We start from the raw sequence: 2,666 nt of genomic DNA, 5'->3' as shown, positions 1-2,666 counted from the left end.
CCGCAGGGGCACTGATTATGCTGCATCCGTTCTCCGCCCGCGCTCAAGGCAACCAGGCCCATCTCCGGATCATGGAGACCACCGACATCCATGTGAACGTGCTGCCTTACGATTACTACGCCGACAAAACGAACGACACGCTGGGCCTGTCGCGCACGGCGTCTCTCATCGATGCTGTGCGCAAGGAAGCCGTGAATTCGATGCTGATCGACAATGGCGACCTGCTGCAGGGCAATCCGATGGGCGACTACATCGCCTATGAGAAGGGGCTGAAGGACGGCGACCTGCATCCGATCATGAAAGGCATGAACCTGCTTGGCTACGAGTGCTCCACGCTGGGCAACCACGAGTTCAACTACGGCCTGTCGTTCCTGGATAAGGTGCTGGCCGGCGCCAATTTTCCCTTCGTCTGCGCCAATTTGATCCGCGGCACCGAGCTTGCCGCGAACCCGCGCGACGACAAGCTCTATCTCAAGCCCTATGTCATCCTCGACAAGAAGATCAAGGACGGTTCGGGCGCCGAGCAGCCGATCAGGATCGGCATCATCGGCTTCGTGCCGCCGCAGATCATGGTCTGGGATCTCAAGAACCTCGAGGGCAACGTCAAGACGCGCGACATCGTCGAGGCGGCCAAGGCCTGGGTGCCGCAGATGAAGGAGGAGGGCGCCGACATCGTCCTTGCGCTGTCGCATTCCGGCATCGACGTGAAGCAGGGCGACATGATGGAGAACGCCTCGTTCTTCGTCGCCGGCGTCGACGGCATCGATGCGGTGTTCACCGGCCACCAGCATCTGGTGTTCCCCGGCAAGAAGGATTTCCAGTCGCTCGACGGTGTCGACACGCAAAAGGGCACGCTGCAGGGCAAACCCGCCGTCATGGGCGGTTTCTGGGGCTCGCATATGGGGCTGATCGACCTGATGCTGGAGCGTGACGGGTCGAAATGGAAGGTCGTTTCAGCCACCTCCGAAGCGCGGCCGATCTTCGAACGCCTCGACAACAAGAACAAGCCGACTGTCCCGGACGACAAGCGCATCATCGCGGCCCTCGACCAGGACCACCAGGCGACGCTGGCCTATGTGCGGCGTCCCGTCGGCAAGACCTCCGCGCCGCTTTATTCCTATTTCGCGCTGGTCGCCGACGATCCGTCGGTGCAGGTCGTCAGCCAGGCGCAGACCTGGTACCTCAGGGATATCCTCAAGAACACGCAATGGAAGGATGTGCCGCTGCTGTCGGCGGCCGCGCCGTTCAAGGCCGGCGGGCGCAACGGCGCCGACTACTATACCGACGTGCCGGCGGGCGACATCGCCATCAAGAACGTTGCCGACCTCTATCTCTATCCCAACACCGTGCGTGCGGTCGAAATCACCGGTGCGCAGGTTAAGGAATGGCTGGAAATGTCGGCCGGCATCTTCAACCGGATCGAGCCTGATAAGGCCGACCAGGCCCTCATCAACACTAATTTTCCGTCCTACAATTTCGACGTCATCGACGGCGTCACCTACAAGATCGATCTGTCGCAGCCGTCGAAATACGATGCCAAGGGCGGGCTGGCCAACGCTGGCGCCAATCGGATCGTCGACCTGAGTTTCGATGGAAAACCAATTGATCCTAAACAGAAATTCGTCATCGCGACCAACAATTACCGGGCCGGTGGCGGCGGCAATTTCCCCGACATCAATGCCTCGAAGATCATCTACGAGGCGCCGGACACCAATCGCGATGTCATCGTCCGCTATATCGTCAGCGAGGGCACGATCAACCCGTCGGCGGACGACAACTGGTCGTTCGCACCGCTGCCTGGAGCCAGCGCCGTCTTCGAAACCGGCCCCAGGGCCAAGGATTTCATTGCGCAGGTGAAATCGCTGAAGATCGAACCGGCGGGCGAGGGCGAGGCGGGCTTCGCGAAATACCGCATCCTGCTTTGAAGGGTGGGCTGCGGGGCGGCTCGATCCAAGCCCCTTACGGCGTGGATTGATCCGAGCCGAAACGTTCCTTGATGTCAGGCATGACGAGATCCAGCGCATCCGTGGAAATGCCGCCGGAATAGCCGTCCGGCAGTTGCTTGATCAGTTCGGGATCGTCGAGCCCTTGCGAAAAGTCGCCGCCGGAATAAGGGCCGAGCAGATAGACGCGGCTGTCGACTCGTTGCATGCGATCGAGAAACCGGTTCGGCCACCCCCACATCCATTTCGCGACGTTGACGGGGATGAGCAAGGTGCCTCTGCGGCAGGCATCCGGAACGTAGCCGCTCCAGCCAATCGCGGCATAGCGCAGGATGCATTGCGTCAGCGATGCGCGGCTTAGCGTATGCATGTCCGGCAGTGCTGCCTTGACGGCGGCGATCGGCTTATCGCCACCATAGACCGACAGATAACCGCGCTCGGCTGGAGACAGCGTGGCAAGCCAGGCGGCCAGCTTTTCGCCTTCGCCCGGATCGTTGCTCTTGACGTTGATGTTGAAGCGGCGGGCCGGGAAGTGCGCCAGAACCTCATCCAGCGATGGCATCATGCCGATACCCTTGCCGCGGAATGGAAAGGTCTTGCCGCCATCCGCCGTATAGCCATAGCCGACATCGAGGGTCTTCAACTCGGCCATGGAATGGCTGCGCGTTTCTCCCGTGCCTTCCGTGCGGCAATCCAGCGTCCAGTCATGGAAGACGGCGAACT

Annotated in this window: 2 protein-coding genes; one reads left to right on the top strand and one right to left on the bottom strand. The window is 61.1% G+C overall.

The window, feature by feature from the left end; all coding sequences use genetic code 11:
• Window positions 1-1,925: bifunctional 2',3'-cyclic-nucleotide 2'-phosphodiesterase/3'-nucleotidase (locus tag EN893_RS28190; protein ID WP_128361958.1), on the top strand; the 1,925-nt coding region annotated here is incomplete at its 5' end.
• A 34-nt stretch (window positions 1,926-1,959) separates the two neighbouring features.
• Here the strand turns inward: EN893_RS28190 and EN893_RS28185 are convergent.
• On the bottom strand, window positions 1,960-2,666 hold a 707-nt coding region (locus EN893_RS28185; protein WP_128361957.1), incomplete at its 5' end, for a glycerophosphodiester phosphodiesterase.

This window comes from Mesorhizobium sp. M7A.F.Ca.CA.004.04.2.1, from assembly GCF_004022825.1.
In the GTDB taxonomy this organism is placed as follows: domain Bacteria; phylum Pseudomonadota; class Alphaproteobacteria; order Rhizobiales; family Rhizobiaceae; genus Mesorhizobium.
The sequence above is the reverse complement of the archived record's forward strand: the minus strand, read 5'-3'. Positions and strand labels throughout refer to the sequence as shown.